The organism is Micromonospora sp. I033, assembly GCF_053890995.1.
This window is the reverse complement of sequence record NZ_JBSSLX010000361.1, coordinates 1-2,818: the sequence shown is the minus strand read 5'-3', so window position 1 is coordinate 2,818 and position 2,818 is coordinate 1. Positions and strand designations below refer to the sequence as shown.

The 2,818-nt window shown below is 79.3% G+C and carries 1 protein-coding gene; it reads right to left on the bottom strand.

Annotation, left to right across the window (positions count from 1 at the left end; genetic code table 11):
• A partial coding sequence (locus tag ACW0Q9_RS30040) for an ATP-binding protein (protein WP_456187065.1) occupies positions 1-2,534 on the bottom strand: 2,534 nt, incomplete at its 3' end.
• Positions 2,535-2,818 lie beyond the last annotated feature (284 nt).

Here is a 2,818-nt window from a genome sequence, read left to right as displayed (position 1 = left end):
GGCCCGCCGCGACGCTCCACGACCGCGACGCCACGCTCGACCACCGCGCCGGCCCGCTCGGCCGGGGCGAGGGGCGTGCCGGCATCACCATCGGCGCCCGGGGCGACGCCGGTGAGGATCGCGGCGACCTGGGCGGCGTGCGCCTGCTCCGCCGGATAGCGGACGGGCAGCACGGCGGCCAGGGCGGACGCCTCGGCGGCCAGCTCGGCGTCGCCGACCAGCGCGGCGGCGCGGGCCACCGCGCTGAGCACCGGCCAGGCCTCCCGGGGGAGGTCGACCAGGCGCTCATCGGCCAGGGCGGCCCGGCTCGCCGCGAGCGCGGCCACCTTGTCGTCCGCCGCCAGGGCGGCCTCGATGGCCAGCTCGCGCAGCGGCAGCCGGTGGTTCGGCCAGAGGTAGGGCCGGGCCAGGAAGGCCAGCGCCCGGCCGACCAGCTCGTCGGCGGCGGGGTGCGCCCGGGCCAGCCGCAGCCCGGCCCGGAGCTGGAGCCAGTGCAGCCCGGAGACGCCCGGCGGGTCGATCCGGGCCGCCTCCGCGCACGCCGCGTCGGCCTCGTCCCAGCGGCCCAGCGCGATCAGCGCCTCGGCCCGGTTCGACAGCAGGTACGCCCCGATGGAACGGCTGATCCCCACCCGGCGCGCCTCGCTCACCCCGGCGGCCGCGGCCTCCTCGGACTCGGCGTACCGGCCCAGCTCGTAGAGCACGTCGGAGAGGTAGACCAGGGCGCTGACCAGCGCCGGGGCGTCATCGGCGGCCCGCGCCAGCGCCTCGGCCCGGCGCAACTCGGCCAGCCCGAGGTCGGGGATGTCCCGGGTGCGGCACAGCATGGCGATGCGGGTGGGCAGGAGGGCCAGGTCCGCGCCGACCGCCTCCGCGCCCACCGCCGCCTCGGCTGCCACCGTGGCGGCCTGTGCCGGATCGACCTTCATCAGGTGTGCCGCGATGTCGGAGAGCAGCCCGACCCGCTCCGGTCCCTCCGGCACCCCGGCCGCCAGCCGGTACGCCTCACCCAGCTCGGCCGCGCCGTCGCTCTTGCCCAGCAGGGCGAGCAGCCGGCCGCGCTGGTCGAGGAGGCGGGCGGCCCGCAGCGGCTCGGCGGCGCGATCCACCTCGGCCAGGGCGGCCCGGGTGAGGGTCAGCGCCCGGCTGAGGTCGCCGGCGGTGTTGGCCGCGGCGATGGTCTCCTCCAGCACCCGCAGGTGGTCCATGCCGAGCCGGTCGCCGGCGTCGGGCACCAGCTCCCACAGTTCGAGGACCCGTTCCAGCAGCCGGCTCTGCTCGGCGTACGCGTAGCGGTCCCCGGCGGCGCCCGCGGCCGCCCGGGCGGCGATCAGGGCGCGCGGGTGGTCGTGCGCCGCGTACCAGTGGTGGGCGATCTCGGCCGGGGCGCGGCCGGCCGCCACCAGGTGCGGCTGCGCCTCGATCGCGGCGGCGTACCGGGCGTGCAGCCGGGCGTGCTCGCCGGGGAGCAGGTCGTCGTGGACGGCCTCGCGGAACAGCGCGTGCCGGAACTCGTAGTCGCCGTCCGGATCGGCCACCACGAGCTGGCCGGCCACGGCGGCGCGCAGCGCGTCCTCCAGCTCGGCTTCCGGCAGGCCGGCCACCTCGGCGAGGAGCTGGTGGGCGAAGCGGGTGCCGCCGGCCGCGGCGATCCGCAGCACCCGCTGGGCCGGCTCGGGCAGCCGGTCCACCCGGGCCAGCAGCAGGTCCCGCAGCGTCTCGGGCAGCACCGCGCAGCCGACCGGGTCGCCGGCCGCCGCCAGCTCCTCGATGAAGAACGGGTTGCCCTGGGTACGCCCGTGCACGTCGTCCACGGCGCGGGCGGCCGGCTCGGTGCCCAGCAGGTCGGCGAGGATGGCCGCCGTGCCGTCCCGGTCCAGCCGGCCGAGCTCGACCCGGTCCACGCCCCGGGCCCGGTCCAGCTCGGCGAGGAAGGGGCGCAGCGGGTGGCCGCGGTGCAGCTCGTCGGTGCGGTAGGTGCAGACCAGCAGCAGGCGGCTGGCCCGGGCGGCCCGGACCAGGAAGCCGATCAGATCGCGGGTGGAGCGGTCGGCCCAGTGCAGGTCCTCGATCAGCAGCACCAGCGGCCGCTCCTCGGCGATCCGCCGGAACAGGTCCGCGACCAGGTCGAACAGGTAGCCGCGCGGGGTGTCGGAGACGGGCAGCCCGGTGGGCGCGGCGGCCCCGGCGGGCACCCGAGCCAGCTCGGGCAGCAGCCGGGCGAACTCCGCCTCGTAGCCGGCGAAGGCGGCCGGGCCGTCGTGGCGCAGCACGTCGCGCAGCGCGGCGGCGAACGGCGCGAAGGGCAGGCCGGCCTCGCCGAGTTCCAGGCACTGGCCGATCAGCAGCCGCGCGCCGGTCGTGGTGGCGTGCGAGCCGAACTCCTCCAGCAGCCGGGTCTTGCCGACCCCGGCCTCGCCGCCCACGAGGACGGTGGCCGGGTCCCCGGTGCGGGCCCGGCCCAGCGCCTCGCGCAGCCCGGCCAGCTCACGCTGGCGGCCGACGAGGACGGTGCTGGCGGCACGTGCGGTCACGCCGTCGAGCATGCCACGGCGTACGCCCGGGCCGTCCCGGCCGACCGGCCGGTTCCCCGCCGGCCCGGCCGCCCCCGTGACGGCCGGACCGGCATCCGCGCGGCCAGCCCCGGCCGCACCGGTCCCGGCGGAGACGGCCGGACCGGCATCCACGCGGCCCGCCCCGGCCGCACCGGTCCGGCCGTCTCCGCCGGGGCGGTCACCGGCGGGCGTCGGGGGCGCGGGCGGCGTGCTGCCGGCGGCTCCGCCAGCTCCGCGGGGGGCGGCGGGGCGGGGGCCGGGGG